The sequence below is a fragment of the Cryobacterium sp. M15 genome (genome assembly GCF_002929675.1).
GTDB classification, from domain to species: domain Bacteria; phylum Actinomycetota; class Actinomycetes; order Actinomycetales; family Microbacteriaceae; genus Cryobacterium; species Cryobacterium lyxosi.
Map to the genome: position 1 here is coordinate 37365 of NZ_PJJW01000037.1, position 14257 is coordinate 51621.

General features: G+C 63.0%; 13 protein-coding genes. 1 reads left to right on the forward strand and 12 read right to left on the reverse strand.

What is annotated here, in order from left to right:
* Positions 1–75 precede the first annotated feature (75 nt).
* Together CXY83_RS08710 and hflX are read right to left on the reverse strand one after the other, a co-directional pair.
* Positions 76–1041 carry a methylenetetrahydrofolate reductase gene (locus tag CXY83_RS08710; RefSeq protein WP_174722216.1) on the reverse strand — a complete coding sequence of 322 codons (966 nt, stop codon included), beginning with the start codon at positions 1039–1041 and terminating at the stop codon, positions 76–78.
* 220 nt (positions 1042–1261) lie between these two features.
* Complete coding sequence (gene hflX / locus CXY83_RS08715) at positions 1262–2839, reverse strand: GTPase HflX (protein ID WP_104196982.1); 1578 nt, start codon at positions 2837–2839, stop codon at positions 1262–1264.
* A gap of 39 nt (positions 2840–2878) precedes the next feature.
* On the opposite strand from hflX, the gene CXY83_RS08720 reads away from it, so the two are divergent.
* The gene (locus CXY83_RS08720) at positions 2879–3487 is read left to right on the forward strand and encodes a class I SAM-dependent methyltransferase (RefSeq protein ID WP_104196983.1); all 609 of its coding nucleotides are present in this window, start codon (positions 2879–2881) and stop codon (positions 3485–3487) included.
* Here CXY83_RS08720 and dapF read toward each other — a convergent pair.
* From dapF to CXY83_RS08770, 10 genes are all read right to left on the reverse strand, one after another.
* Positions 3484–4359: a diaminopimelate epimerase gene (dapF, locus tag CXY83_RS08725; RefSeq protein ID WP_104197147.1), complete on the reverse strand. Its 876-nt coding sequence runs from the start codon at positions 4357–4359 to the stop codon at positions 3484–3486. The two genes, CXY83_RS08720 and dapF, sit on opposite strands and share 4 nt — an antisense overlap.
* Positions 4360–4374: 15 nt before the next feature.
* Complete coding sequence (gene miaA / locus CXY83_RS08730) at positions 4375–5376, reverse strand: tRNA (adenosine(37)-N6)-dimethylallyltransferase MiaA (protein ID WP_174722217.1); 1002 nt, start codon at positions 5374–5376, stop codon at positions 4375–4377.
* A 22-nt stretch (positions 5377–5398) separates the two neighbouring features.
* The gene (gene miaB, locus CXY83_RS08735) at positions 5399–7003 is read right to left on the reverse strand and encodes a tRNA (N6-isopentenyl adenosine(37)-C2)-methylthiotransferase MiaB (protein WP_104196984.1); all 1605 of its coding nucleotides are present in this window, start codon (positions 7001–7003) and stop codon (positions 5399–5401) included.
* Positions 7004–7076: 73 nt separating this feature from the next.
* Positions 7077–7859 carry a regulatory protein RecX gene (locus CXY83_RS08740; RefSeq protein ID WP_104196985.1) on the reverse strand — a complete coding sequence of 261 codons (783 nt, stop codon included), beginning with the start codon at positions 7857–7859 and terminating at the stop codon, positions 7077–7079.
* Positions 7860–7921: 62 nt separating this feature from the next.
* A complete protein-coding gene (gene recA, locus CXY83_RS08745; RefSeq protein WP_104196986.1) occupies positions 7922–9067 on the reverse strand; it encodes a recombinase RecA in 1146 nt (381 codons plus the stop codon).
* Between the two features lie 322 nt (positions 9068–9389).
* A complete protein-coding gene (locus tag CXY83_RS08750; RefSeq protein ID WP_104196987.1) occupies positions 9390–9614 on the reverse strand; it encodes a DUF3046 domain-containing protein in 225 nt (74 codons plus the stop codon).
* A gap of 123 nt (positions 9615–9737) precedes the next feature.
* Positions 9738–10046 (reverse strand): helix-turn-helix domain-containing protein, encoded by a 309-nt coding sequence (locus tag CXY83_RS08755; protein ID WP_104127242.1) that lies wholly within the window; start codon positions 10044–10046, stop codon positions 9738–9740.
* A gap of 158 nt (positions 10047–10204) precedes the next feature.
* Positions 10205–10714: a CinA family protein gene (locus CXY83_RS08760; RefSeq protein WP_104197149.1), complete on the reverse strand. Its 510-nt coding sequence runs from the start codon at positions 10712–10714 to the stop codon at positions 10205–10207.
* A gap of 4 nt (positions 10715–10718) precedes the next feature.
* The gene (pgsA, locus tag CXY83_RS08765; RefSeq protein ID WP_104196988.1) at positions 10719–11312 is read right to left on the reverse strand and encodes a CDP-diacylglycerol--glycerol-3-phosphate 3-phosphatidyltransferase; all 594 of its coding nucleotides are present in this window, start codon (positions 11310–11312) and stop codon (positions 10719–10721) included.
* A gap of 3 nt (positions 11313–11315) precedes the next feature.
* Entirely contained in the window at positions 11316–14210 is a 2895-nt protein-coding gene (locus CXY83_RS08770) for a DNA translocase FtsK (protein WP_104196989.1), read from the reverse strand.
* Positions 14211–14257 lie beyond the last annotated feature (47 nt).

The following is a 14257-nucleotide window of genomic DNA, read 5'->3' on the forward strand; positions in this document are numbered from 1 at the left end:
CTGAGCGATTGTGGCTGGAATGGTCGAAGAGAACGAACGTGGTGGTGGGCCTACGCGCTGGAACGGGCGCGAGGCCTAGGGCATGGCTGCGGGCACCGTACGCGCCCCACACCCCTCGAGAATCGACAGCACGGTGTCGTGCTGGTTGAAGGCATAAAGGTGCAGGCCGGGGGCACCGCCCGCGAGAACGTCCTGCCCGAGTCGTACGGCGTAGTCGATGCCGATCTGGCGCTGTCCTTCCTCGGTCGGTTCGACCTCGAGCTCGATGGACAGTTCGGCCGGCAATTTTTCACCGGAGAGCTGCAGGATACGACGCAAGCGGTTCGGGCTGGTCACCGGCATGATGCCGGGAAGAATGGGAAAGAACACTCCGGCAGAACGAGCTCGTTGGATGAAGCTCAGATAGTCGTCGGCGTGAAAGAACAGCTGGGTGATCGCTAAGTTGGCCCCGGCAGCCTGCTTGGCCAACAGTGTGTCGATATCCTGGGTAATCGACCGCGAGTTGGGGTGGCCGTTAGGGAAGGCTGCGACGCCGATGCGCACCTTGCTGCGTTCGGTTTTCACCCCACGGGCACCGGGAAGACCGGGAATCACCGTCTCGGTGTATGGCACGCGTTCGGTCTGCACGCGGTGGATGAGCTGCACCAGCTCGCCGGCGCTGTGCAGGTCGCCGAGAAATGTGGTGTCGCCTTCAACCGTCCCCTGCGGTGCGTCTCCGCGAATCGCGAGGAAGCTGTCGATGCCAGCGTCGAGGAACTCCCGAATGAGCCGACTGGCGTCTGCGTGCGAGGAGCCGACGCAGGTGAGGTGGGCCATGGCGTCCACTGACGTGTGGTCCTTGATGTAGCGCAGAACGTCGAGCGAGGAGTTGCGGGAGGAACCGTTGGCACCATAGGTGACCGAGATGAACTCCGGACCGGCGGCGGCGAGATGATCGATCGTGCGGGTGAGAGCGGATGCTGCGGCCACCGATTTCGGTGGGTACACCTCGAACGAGAACGCTGGACGGGCGTTACACGCGGAAATCCCTGTCGCGGTCATGGTTCCTCATTCGGCAGAAGCGGTACAGCGGTGATGGCCGGGCGGCCGCGGACGCGCCAAGACTGGCGGTTCTTCGCGGGCGGATGCCGGGCTCGGCTGTCGCTCCATGCCGGGGAACGAATTCCGTCGGCAACGATTGACTAGACACTAACAACACCACCACCGCCGCGCCCGAATGTGACAGTTCGTGTCATCGCGACACGCGGCGGACTGTCGACCGCTAGGCGGAAAGCCCGGGCATGATGACGTACGGAGCGAAGGATGATTCAATCTCCGCGGTGACGAAGGCCGTGACATGGGTGCCGGTCTCCACATATTCGGTCGTCTCAATCCGACCCAGATCGTGCAAAACTGCGATGAGATCGCCGCGGTCGTAGGGAATGAGCAGGTCGAGTTCAATCTGCGGCGTCGGCAGCAGGAGCGCCACGGCGGCGAGGACGGTCTCGATGCCCTCTCCGGTGCGGGCCGACACGAACGTTGCTTTTGGCTCGAGGCCGCGCAGAACGAGGCGGTCATCGTCGCTGATCAGGTCACTTTTATTGAAGACGACCAATTCGGGAATGTCGCGCGCGCCGACCTCGGAGATGACGTCCCGCACGGTGGCGAGCTGGGCGACCGGGTCGGGGTGCGAGCCGTCAACGACGTGCACGATGACGTCGGCGTCGGCGACTTCTTCAAGGGTTGAGCGAAATGCTTCGACGAGTTGGTGCGGCAGGTTGCGCACAAACCCGACTGTGTCGGTGAGGGTGTACAGGCGTCCGTCGACGGTCGTCGACTTGCGCACGGTGGCGTCGAGGGTCGCGAACAGGGAGTTTTCAACGAGCACTCCGGCTTTGGTGATCCGGTTGAGCAGGCTGGACTTGCCCGCGTTGGTGTAGCCGACGATGGCGACGGAGGGAACGGCGTTGCGCTTGCGGTTGGCGCGTTTGGCCTCCCGGGCCGGCTTCATCTCGACCATCTGCTTGCGCAGTTTGGACATGCGGGTGTGGATGCGGCGGCGGTCGAGTTCGATCTTGGTCTCACCGGGGCCACGCGACCCCATTCCGGCGCCGGCGCCACCGACCTGGCCGCCGGCCTGGCGGGACATCGAGTCACCCCAACCGCGCAGGCGGGGCAGCATGTAGGCCATCTGGGCGAGTTCCACCTGCGCCTTGCCCTCGCGACTCTTGGCATGCTGGCTGAAAATGTCGAGGATCACGGCTGTACGGTCGATGACCTTGACCTTGACTACGTCTTCGAGGGCACGCCGTTGGCTGGGCGCGAGTTCAGTGTCGGCGATGACCGTATCGGCGCCGAGCGCCTTCACAATGTCGGCGACTTCCTGGGCTTTGCCCTTACCGAGGTAGGTGCTCGGATCGGGGGTGGCGCGACGTTGCAGTAAGCCGTCGAGCACGGTCGCCCCGGCGGTTTCTGCGAGGGCGGCCAGTTCGCGCATGGAGTTTTCCGCGTCGTCGACGGTGCCGTGAGTGTAGACGCCCACCAGCACAACGTTTTCCAAACGGAGCTGGCGGTATTCGACCTCGGTGACGTCTTCGAGCTCAGTGGACAGTCCGCCGACTCGGCGCAGGGCGTTGCGGTCGGCACGTTCGGACTGGTCACCGTCGTGGTCACTGCCGTCGTATTCGCCGGAAAACTGCGCTTGGAGGGCCTGGGCTGACCCACTCCGGAACAGTGAGTAACCGCTAGCTTTGCTGTCAGCGCTCGCTAACACTCGCGCCACAACATCGTCTGGGTCGAGAGATTCTGCGCCTGGGTTGTCTACCGTGTCGTTGCCCGAGGGCGCCGTTGGATCATTCATCCCATTAACCTTAGTTGAACGAAGTTGAAAGGTTCCCTTATGTCGTCCGACCACTATTTTTCTCCGGCGCCTGGCACCGTATTGAAAACTCGCCAGATCACCGTGCAATTACACGGTCAGGATCGGCTCCTAACGACGGCCAACTCGGTGTTCAGCCCGGCCCATATCGACACCGGCACCGAGGTTTTACTCAAATACGCCCCCGAGCCACCACTGACCGGCCACTTTCTCGATCTCGGCTGCGGCTGGGGGCCCATCGCCCTGCACCTTGCGCTCGCCTCCCCCGACGCAACCATCTGGGCCGTCGACGTCAACGAGCGTGCTCTTGATCTTGTGCGCACCAACGCGGCCGCCCTCGGCCTGACCAACATCAGGGCCGTGCTCGCCGCCGACGTACCCACAGACGTGTCGTTTCGCACGATCTGGTCGAACCCGCCCATTCGGGTCGGCAAGGACGAACTGCACGAACTCATGCAGACCTGGCTGCCTCGTCTCGAACCGAAAGCGGATGCCTGGCTCGTCATCCAGCGCAATCTCGGTTCAGACTCCCTGCAGCGTTGGCTCGCAGCAGAACTCCCGTCGCACTTCGATACCACGCGGGAGGCCATCAGCAAGGGCTTTCGAGTGCTCCAGGTGCACCGCGACTAACCCAGGTTCAAGACCCCGTCGAAGACAAGCTCCGCTGGCCCGGACAGCGACACATGCTCTCCGTCTTCCGCCGGGAACATCCGCACCCCGAGTACCCCACCGGGTACCTCCACCCGCCACTGGTGCGGCGCCGACTTACCCGCCCAGTGCCGAGTGGCCAAAGCGGCCGCCACTGCACCGGTTCCGCAGGACAGCGTCTCGCCGCTGCCGCGTTCATGCACCCGCATGCGAAACCGGCCGACGCCGTTGACGACCAGCGGGTCGTTCGGCACCACGAATTCGATATTCACCCCACCGGCAGGTTCGGGATCCAGCTGAGGAATAAAGGTGAGATCGGCCGCATCGAGTTCGTCATCGTCGGCGAGAGCGACAACCGTGTGGGGGTTGCCGACGTTGATGCCAAGGCCCGGACGCGCTACCGGTAAGTTTTTGGTGCGCACGAGCGCTTCGGTCCCGTCGAGCTTCCACCGTCCGAGGTCGACCTGGAAACCGGACGCGTTGCGCTGCACGTCGCGCACGCCGCCGCGGGTGCCGATGGTGAGGGTGTCGCCGGGGTGCAGCTCGGCCAGGTTGTTCTCAATGAGGAATTTGGCATAGACCCGAATGCCATTGCCGCACATTTCCGAGACGGTCCCGTCCGCATTCCAGTAATCCATGAACCACTCGGCAGCGTCGTCCTCGGCGAGGGCAGCCGCGCCGTCTGGCAGATTCTTACTGCGCACCGCGCGGATGACGCCGTCGGCGCCGACGCCGAATTTACGGTCGCACACGGCGCGAATCTGCGCCGGGGTGAGCTCCGACGTGCCGTCGGGATCGGCGAACAGCACAAAGTCGTTGCCCGTGCCCTGGCCCTTGGTGAAGTTCAAAGTCATGCCCATGCTGTTAGTTTACGGGGCGGCCGCTGGGTGCACTCCCGAACCGGCGCACGCTGTCGCTGGTGAGGGCGAGCTGGGTGCACTGCCCCGGTCAACGTGCGCGAGTGCGTCGTCGACCCGGTTAGACGAATCAGACTCCATCCAGTGGGTGTGCGCATAGCGTTTGAACCAGCTCACCTGCCGGCGAGCGTAACGGCGGGTCAGCTGTTGGGTGGCTTCGATCGCGTCGTCTTGACTGAGCGTGCCGTGCACCTGGCCGAGGGCCTGAGCATAGCCAATCGCACGGCTCGCCGTGACGCCTCTTTCGATGCCGACCGAGAGTAGGGCGCGAGCTTCATCGACGATGCCGCTTCTCCACATCTGCTGCACCCGGGCATCGAGCCGAGGAGTGAGCTGCTCGCGCGGGGTGCGCAGTCCGAGCAGCACGCTGGGCTGCCAGTACACCGGCTCTGCGGGCAGGGCGGCTACGTGCGGTGCGCCGGTGAGTTCGACGATCTCCAAAGCGCGCACGAGACGGCGACCGTTGCTCGGGCCGATCCGCAAAGCGGCCTGCGAGTCGACGGCCTGCAGGCGGGTATACATCAGGCCCGCTCCGCGCGCCAATAGTTCAGCTTCGAGCCGGGCCCGCAACACCGGATCGGTACCGGGAAACTGAAAGTCAAAGACGACCGCGGAAACGTAGAGGCCGGAGCCACCGACCAGGATCGGTACTGCCCCGCGCGCGACGATTTCGTTGATGGCCGTGCGGGCATCCCTTTGGTAGTTGCTGACGGTGGCCTCATCCGTCACGTCGAGCACGTCGAGCAGGTGGTGCGGAATGCCGCGACGCTCCGCCCGCGATAGTTTGGCGGTGCCGATGTCCATGCCGCGGTACAGCTGCATGGCATCGGCATTCACGATTTCGGCCAGCTGGCCGCGTTCGATCAGCCGTTCAGCGAGGTCGAGGGACAAATCAGACTTGCCAGTACCGGTCGAGCCGATGATTGCGATCAGTACCGCTGGTTTAGCTGTCACCGCTGGTGCAGGCGACAAACTTCTATCGCTCGTCGTCGTTCACGTTGTAGATGGGAATGGTGGTGGAGCCGCTCGCAAGCCGGAGTCCGATGGTCGGCAGGCCCAGGGAAACCGGTCCGGCCCCGCCGGTGCTACCACCATGGCTGGGCAATCCGCAGGACTGCGCCTCCAGGCGGTCCCAGGCATCGCCGGCCCGGGTCGAGCGGATACGCAGCGGCGCACCGTCGGTCGAGTCGGCGATCAGGTGGAATGGCGCTGCCTGGGTCACGGTGACGGTGACCATGTCACCGGGACGAGGGCGGGCCGAACCCGCTGGTACATCAAAGTGCACAAGGCGGCTATCGGGGGCGCGCCCGCTCAGACGATGGGTATCACTGTCTTTTCGTCCGCCGTTAGCGACGAGCAGTTCCACCTCGCGGCCGATCAACGTTTGGTTCTCTTCAAGGGAGATGCGTTCCTGCAGAGCCGCGAGCCGCTCGTAGCGGTCCTGAACGACGGCTTTGGGAACCTGGTCGGGCATAGTCGCAGCCGGCGTACCCGGACGAATCGAATACTGAAAAGTAAACGCCGTAGCGAACCGAGCCAGCTCGACGACCCGTAGGGTCTCCTGAAAGTCTTCTTCGGTTTCGCCGGGGAAGCCGACGATGATGTCGGTGCTGATGGCAGCATTCGGCATCTGGGCGCGCACCCGATCGAGGATCCCCAGGAATTTCGCTCCGCGGTAGGAGCGCCGCATCGATTTGAGGATGCGATCAGATCCCGACTGCAGCGGCATATGCAGCTGCGGCATGACGGCGGGCGTTTCGGCCATGGCGTCGATGACGTCGTCCGTGAACGCTGCGGGGTGCGGGCTGGTAAAGCGGATGCGCTCCAGCCCCTCGATTTTACCGGCCGCGCGCAGTAGCTTGCCAAAAGCAAGACGGTCCCCGAACTCAACCCCGTAGGAGTTGACGTTCTGCCCTAGAAGGGTGACCTCGATAGCGCCGTCGTCGACGAGCGACTGAATTTCGGCGAGAATCTCGCCCGGACGACGGTCTTTCTCCTTGCCACGCAGGGCCGGAACGATGCAGAACGTGCAGGTATTGTTGCACCCAACCGAAATGGACACCCAACCGCTATAGCTGGAGTCGCGTTTTGTGGGCAGGGTCGAGGGGAAGGTCTCGAGGGATTCAAGAATTTCGAGCTGGGCCTCGCCGTTGTGGCGCGCTCGTTCCAGCAAGCTGGGAAGGGAACCCATGTTGTGGGTTCCAAAGACAACGTCGACCCACGGTGCCTTCTCAAGGATGGTGGTCTTGTCTTTTTGGGCCAGGCAGCCGCCAACGGCAATCTGCATGCCGGCGTGCTTACGCTTGACCGAGGCGAGGTAACCCAGGTTGCCGTAGAGCTTGTTGTCGGCGTTCTCACGTACCGCACACGTATTGATCACGACGATGTCAGCTTCGCCCCCGTTGGCGGAGACGTAGCCGGCCGCCTCGAGCGAGCCGCTGAGCCGCTCGGAGTCGTGCACGTTCATCTGGCAGCCGAAGGTGCGCACCTCGTAAGTGCGGGCCTGCCCTGAATCGTCGATCGCGGCTGCCGAGGGCGCGATCACGGTGCGGCGGGCTAGTGCGGGGGCGACAATACTCATAATAAGAGTAGTTTACGCGAGCATTGCGGTGTGTGAACCGTGTGCCAGATGGACTTCTGCATTTGGGACGGTGTCAACGGAACCGTACACGGGAAGCCGCACCGCCGCCGCGGCTGTCCATGGCGGCCTTGATCGCGAGACGTACCGCTGACGAGCTGTAGCCCTTACGCATGAGAAAGCCGGTAAGTCTGCGATCGATAGTCTGGTCGTCGAAGCGTTCCATCTGACCGATACGCTTGGTGGCGAGCTCGATGGCCCGCTCTGCTTCATCGTCGGGGAGTTCTTCGAGCTTGTCCATCATGACGCTCGGGTCAAGCTTGCGCCGACGCATTTCAGCTTCGACGCCGGTACGTCCAAGACCCTTGCGCACGTTATGGCTGTGGATGATCTGATCGGCGAGTTTGGTCTCGTCGAGGTAGTTCAACTCGATGAACTTCGCGATGATCTCACTCGCTTCGCCCGAGTCGACGCCGGTGGCATTCAACACCAGCAGTGCTTCAACCGTCGACAGCGATCGGCCTCGCAGTCGGTGCAACAGCACTTTTTCGGCACGTTCGCGCTGGTCGAGTGCATCGGCCGAGGAGAAAGAGTCGTCATCATCGGCGCCTGGCGCCATATCGGCCGGGACAGCGCCAGCCGCGATGTCCGCCTCAGCCTTGCTGGCAGCTGCCGCTGTAAACCTATCGACCTCGGTCGAATCGTCCAATTCGACCTTGACCGAATCGACCTCGTCCGGACCGGCCTCGAGGGGTGAGCGACGTTTCATTCCCGGGGCCGCACCGTGCAGGTAGGTCACGGGAGCCAATCCGGCGTCTGTGCGTTCTCCTGCGTCATCCTGGGGTTCGAAGCGAACCATTCCCGTGACCTGCCTTTCGGTGTTCGTTTAGTGCGGTGCCTTGCTGGTGCTGCGTTGCCGGGTTATGCGGTCTTGCGAGCGGGCGGGGCCTTCGTAGCGACCGGGCCACCGGCGAGAAGAGCCGCGGCATCCGCTTCGGCCTTGGCCTTGGTTTCGGCCTCCAGCGCGATCGCGGCAGCGGCCTTTTCGGCGGCCTTGGCTGCGATGCCTTCGGGGCCGATTCCGAGCTTGATCAGAATCTTGCGCTCGATCTCGTTGGCCATATCGGGGTTCTTGAGGAGAAAGTTGCGCGAGTTCTCTTTGCCCTGGCCGAGTTGGTCGCCGTCGTAGGTGTACCAGGCACCGGATTTTTTGACGATGCCCTGGTCAACACCAAAATCGATCAGACTGCCCTCGCGGGAAATGCCGATGCCGTAGATGATGTCGAACTCGGCCTGTTTGAAGGGCGGTGCCATCTTGTTTTTGACGACCTTCACCCTGGTGCGGTTACCGATGGCGTCGGTGCCATCTTTCAAGGTTTCAATGCGGCGAATGTCGAGGCGCACCGAGGCATAGAACTTGAGTGCCTTACCGCCCGAGGTGGTCTCGGGGCTGCCGAAGAACACACCGATCTTCTCGCGCAACTGGTTGATGAAGATCATGGTCGTGTTGGTCTGGCTGAGGCCACCGGTGAGCTTGCGGAGAGCCTGCGACATAAGACGGGCCTGCAGGCCCACGTGGGAGTCACCCATCTCGCCCTCAATCTCGGCGCGCGGCACGAGGGCAGCAACGGAGTCGACGACGATCAGGTCGATCGAACCGCTTCGCACGAGCATGTCGGCAATTTCCAGGGCCTGCTCACCGGTGTCGGGCTGGGACACGAGAAGGGCGTCGATGTCGACGCCGAGCTTCTTGGCATATTCCGGGTCGAGGGCGTGCTCGGCGTCGATGAAGGCGGCGATGCCACCGTTCTTCTGCGCGTTCGCGATGGCGTGCAGTGTAAGGGTGGTCTTGCCCGAAGACTCCGGGCCGTAGATTTCTACGATGCGCCCGCGCGGCAGTCCCCCAACGCCGAGTGCGACGTCCAGGGCGATCGACCCAGTGGAAATGGTCTCAACGGGGGCGCGATCGTCGCTGCCGAGACGCATGACCGAGCCCTTGCCGAACTGACGGTCGATTTGCGCGAGTGCGGTTTCGAGAGCTTTTTCGCGGTTAGCTTGTGATGCCATGGTCGTTATCTCCTTGGGGTCTGCACTGTCGCCGACTGTGAACGGCGCTGCGGGTGTGCATAGTGGCGCCTATAGGCTGTCGGCGCACCCACCGCGAGAGCTCCGATGCGTGTTTCGACAAGGCAATTGCTGACGTTCTCTGACAAATTCGACTGTACGCCGCACCTCCGACACTGGCCGGGGGCACGATCGAACGGTGCACAATCTGTCGAGAAGTCTGCTGTGGAGGAGTCTATCAAGACCGAACAGATATTCGAGCATTACCGAGAATCTTTTGCGGCGTGTCGAAGTATCGCCCTAACGGGAGAAAGGCTCGACCGCGCTACAGGCGGGGAGCCGGAACGCCGGCGCCGTACCAGCGACTGCGGGGCACGTCGACCTCGGCGCACAGGGCCAGCCAGACATCGCGGGCGGGAACACCAGCCGTGAGGGCTTGATCGGCGGTTCGACCGCCAAGCGGGTTGAGCACGAGGTCGCGGGTAAGGACACGCCCATAGGCGTCGCCAAACTCTTCTTTCATCGCGGTGCGAAATTCGCTCAGTCGCACAACACTCCTTTGATCTGCCACTACCTGACAGTCGCTCCCGAAATGAAAACCACCGCCGACAGACAACGTCGGCGGTGGTTTTCGTGATTTTTGTTATAAATCCTGAGGCAGTGCCGGTAGTGGCTACCGCACCATGAAATCGGAATCGAACGTTTTGACGAACTCGTCCGGTACCGTATCGGGGAACTGGTCGATACCCTCGATAACGGCGAGACGGTCACCAACTTCACGCATGATGACCGAGATCGGGGTTTCCAGGGCGTCTGCGACAGAAGCAAGAATCTCCGAAGAGGCCTCTTTCTGTCCGCGTTCTACCTCACTGAGATAGCCGAGCGCGACGCTGGCTTTGCTTGCGACCTGACGCAGGGTACGCCCCTTTTGCAGGCGGAAGTCCCTGAGCACATCGCCGATTTCCTGACGAACAAGAATCATCGGAACCTCCTTCTTATGCCTAATCGTTTAAGGCCCATAACCATCGGATTGCGGTGCTGGATGTTTAGAATACTGTATCGATCCGACATTTTGACACTACCGAGAATCACTGGGCTTTGCTTGTGAATGTCTTCGATGTAACCAGCCCGTAACAGTAACTATTCCGGGTCGCCCTCCGCTATCAGCGCACGCACAGCATCAATCGCCCGACGCACGGTTTCAGCGCGAATCTCGGCCCGATCGCCGTTCAGATGCAGCGGCACGGCCCAGGAACCGGTGCCTTTTGACAGGCCGATGAACACCGTTCCGGCTGGGTGTCCGCCGTCGGAGCCAGGCCCGGCGACACCCGTCGTCGACACGCCGATATCGGCGCGCACACCGTTCACCGCGAGCAGGGTACGCACGCCACTCGCCATCTGCTTTGCGACGTCGGCGTGCACCGGGCCGTGCACGTTGAGCACACTGCTATCGACCTGGAGCAGGTCGCGCTTCACGGCGCTGTCGTAAGCGACCACTCCTCCACGAACCACGTTGGACGCGCCGGGGATACGAACGAGTTCGGCCACGAGCAACCCTCCGGTGAGTGATTCAGCGACGGCGATCGTGAAATGACGGGCAGTGAGTTCCGCGACCAACTCGGCCGTCGCATCCGCTGCCGTCGTGTGCACCGCCTCAGGCAAGGTTATGCTTTCGCAGGCGCCAGGCGGAGATCAGGTAGTCAACGCCGGAGACCACGGTGAGTACCAGAGCGATGGTCATGGTGGCCGTGTTGACCCAGTGCACCCATTCGCCGAAGACCAGCCAGAACGGCAACAGCGCTAACGAGATAGCCACGGACTGGGCAATGGTCTTGAGCTTGCCGCCGCGGCTGGCCGGAATGACCCGGTCGCGCAGCATGACGAACCGAAATACTGTAATGCCGATTTCGCGCACGAAGATGACGATGGTCACCCACCAAGGCAATTCACCGAGGATCGACAGGCACACCAACGCACCACCAGTGAGGATCTTGTCGGCGATCGGGTCCAGAATCTTACCGAGGTCAGTCACCAGATTGTGTCGCCGGGCGATCATGCCGTCGATGCCGTCGGTGGCTATCGCGATGATGAACAGTACGGCGGCGGCCCAGCGCAGAGCGTCATGGGCACCATTGTCGGCCAGCAGCATCCAGACGAAGACCGGAGCGAGCAGAATGCGCACGACCGTGATCAGGTTGGGCACGTTCCAGTTGCTGGGGCGGGAGACGGATTCGTGCGGTAATGCCATGGTTCAGTCCCTGCCAGTTAGTTTCCAGGCATCCTCGTCATCTTCGGCGCCATCTACTTCAGGATACCCCTGTGACATTTTCTCTACCGGGTCGTCGGCATAGCGTGGGTCGGGCGCTGAGTCGGCACGAAATTGCCCGGACTGTGCCTTCAGAGCGTGCTGCTCGTCGTCGGAGCCGCGCAGGCGAGCCAGAACGCTCGGCAACTGTTCAGCATTCACCAGCACGTCACGCGCTTTGGAGCCTTCGGATGGGCCGACAATTTCGCGGGATTCGAGCAGGTCCATCAGACGGCCGGCCTTGGCGAAACCGACTCGCAATTTGCGCTGCAGCATCGAGGTCGACCCGAACTGGGTCGAGACGACGAGTTCAGCCGCGGCGAGGAGCACCTCGAGGTCGTCACCGATATCAGAGTCGATTTCTTTGCGCGGGGCGACCATGGAGACATCGGGCCGGTAGTCCGGGCGGGCCTGCATGGTGACATGCCTGACGACCTTCTCGATCTCGTCTTCGGTGACCCAGGCGCCCTGCACACGCACGGCTTTGGAGGCACCCATCGGCAGGAACAGCGCATCGCCCTGGCCGATGAGTTTGTCGGCGCCGGGCTGGTCGAGGATGACCCGCGAGTCGGTGACGCTCGTGACGGCGAAGGCCAGCCGTGACGGCACGTTGGCCTTGATCAGCCCGGTGACCACGTCGACGCTGGGTCGCTGAGTGGCAAGTACGAGGTGGATTCCGGACGCGCGGGCCAGTTGGGTGATACGCACGATGGAGTCTTCAACGTCGCGCGGGGCGACCATCATGAGGTCGGCCAACTCATCGACGACGACCAGCAGGTACGGGTAGGGCTTGAGCTTTCGTTCACTGCCAACCGGCAGCACGAGCTCGCCGTTGACGACGGCCTTGTTGAAGTCGTCGATGTGGCGAAAGCCGAAGCTCGCGAGGTCGTCGTAACGCATGTCCATCTCTTTCACGACCCATTGCAGCGCCTCTGCCGCTTTCTTCGGGTTCGTGATGATGGGGGTGATGAGGTGCGGCACGCCGGCGTAGGCGGCGAGCTCGACCCGTTTGGGGTCGATGAGCACCATGCGCACGTCGCTCGGCTTGGCACGCATGAGCAAGCTCGTAATCATGGAGTTGACGAAGCTCGACTTGCCGGAGCCGGTCGAACCGGCCACGAGCAGGTGGGGCATCTTCGCGAGGTTGGCGATAACGAAACCGCCGCCGACGTCCTTACCGACACCGATGGTCATCGGGTGAGTGGCATTGGTAGCGGTGTTCGACCGCAGTACGTCGCCGAGGGTCACGATCTCACGGTCGGTATTGGGAATCTCGATGCCGATGGCACTCTTACCGGGAATGGGTGAAAGAATACGCACCTCGTTCGAGGCGACCGCGTAGGAGAGGTTCTTGCTCAGCGCGGTGACCCGCTCGACCTTGACGCCGGGGCCGAGTTCGATCTCGTACTGGGTGACCGTCGGACCACGGGAGAATCCGGTGACCTTGGCATCGACCGAGAACTGGCGCAGCACCTCGGTGATCGACTTGACGACGTCATCGTTGGCGGCCGAGCGTGCCTTGGCCGGCGGGCCGGCGGTGAGAGTGGATGCCGCGGGTACGAGATAGGGAATGGCCGGGTGGGGGTCGACGGAAGCGAGCGGCGGGAGGGCAGCGCCCTCGGCATCCACTGCCTGGCTCAATTCCGGGAAGACGTCGTCGAAGCCGGGAAGAACCTCAGTGTGCCCGGCCGGATCGTCGGAGCGCAAGCCGGTGGGCGGCCCGGTGCCAAGGTCAACCTCGCCGGTGAACCGCTTGACGGCGAGCTCGGCCTTGCGCAGGTCTTCGAGCACCTCCGTGCCGTAATGGTCGCGTTCGGGCGGTGCGGTGTGGTCGGTGACCTCGGGTTCGATAGCGCTGTCAAAACCACCGCGCGCCTGGTTGCCGCCGAGCAGCACGCTGAGCGGGTCGGCCTCAACCGGGCCAGGTTTGGATTCGGTCGATAATGGGCTGCCGAAGTCGGGGTCTTCCTCGCGTTTGCTGTTGTTGCGGCGCCACCACGGCAGTGCACCCTCGGACTCGTCGTCGTCGACGCCGTCGAGCTCAACCTGCGCGGTCTTGCCCGGCTTGCCCCCCTTGGCCGTCTTCTCGGCCGCTCGATCTTCGTCGTCGGTGAGCTCAGCACCGAACAGCCAGTCGTACAGCTCGCGGGTGCGCTGAACGACCCGGTTCGGCGGGGTTTTGGTGATGATGAACAAGCTCAGCAACAACAGCAGAATAACGACGATCGTGGCACCGATCGATGTGGTCAGCATGATCAGCGGGGCTGCGATCATCCATCCGATAACACCGCCGGCCAGTGCGAGAGCGGGCATACCGTCTTGCGGCTGTGGTTGCACGCCGAAAATGTGACACAGCCCGGAGATAGTCACGAGCAGCAGACTGAGCCCGATGCCGATGCGGCCGTTATCGTGCACGGAACTCGGTTTGCGAAACAGCCAGACCGAAAACAGCAGCAGAATGACCGGCAGGGCGAAGGCTACCCGGCCGAAAAGGCCACCAAAGGTATACGCGTCGAGCTGCTGGGCGACGACATCATTGATGAGGAACCATTCGACGATGGCGCCGGAGATGGCGAGCAGAACGAGAAAGAACGGCAGTCCGTCGCGGCGCTCGTCTTTCGAGAGCTTTTCGGGGCCGAGGGCACGGGCGGCTCCACCCGTGAGATGAGCCAGGCCCATCCAGGCGCGTGCACCCACGCTCGGTTTCACGTCGGTGGCGGTGAACTTGACGGTCTTCTGAGCGGCGGTACCGCCGGCTCCGCGGGATGCCGGTTTGCGCGCCGGAGCGCCCTTCGCTGCCGGGGTGCGGGCACGCCCGGTCGACTTAGTGCTCGTAGCCATGAAATAACGCTACCAAGCACCGCCGACATTCGGCCGACCCCACGCCC